Origin of the sequence: Klebsiella sp. C349492, assembly GCF_042055345.1 — a bacterium.
Classification (GTDB): Bacteria; Pseudomonadota; Gammaproteobacteria; order Enterobacterales; family Enterobacteriaceae; genus Klebsiella; species Klebsiella scottii.
Genome location: NZ_JANQCE010000048.1, coordinates 1 through 255, shown reverse-complemented (window position 1 = coordinate 255; position 255 = coordinate 1). Strand labels below are relative to the sequence as shown.

Annotated in this window: 1 protein-coding gene; it reads right to left on the bottom strand. The window is 59.2% G+C overall.

Translation table 11 applies throughout. From position 1 onward, the window contains the following. A partial coding sequence (locus NWP14_RS27915) for an AAA family ATPase (RefSeq protein ID WP_375216329.1) occupies window positions 1–255 on the bottom strand: 255 nt, incomplete at both ends.

Sequence of the window (255 nt, the reverse complement as noted above, 5' to 3'; positions counted from 1 at the left end):
TCAGAATCAAACGCGGCATACCCGCCAGAACGATACCCACGCCGGCCTTATCGTGGATGCGGCGAATGACCTCCAGCGCGCGGTATGGCAGGTTTTCAGCCTCATCAATCAGAACTGCGCGCCCAGTACCACTCAGTGCCGTAATGCAGCTCTCGCTAAGCTCATGGATAGTGCCGCGCTTGCTGAGTCCCAGGCTCTCGCACAGTTCCTGCAGCAACACCAGGGCGGTATAGCCGGGGTCTGCCTCGATCAAGA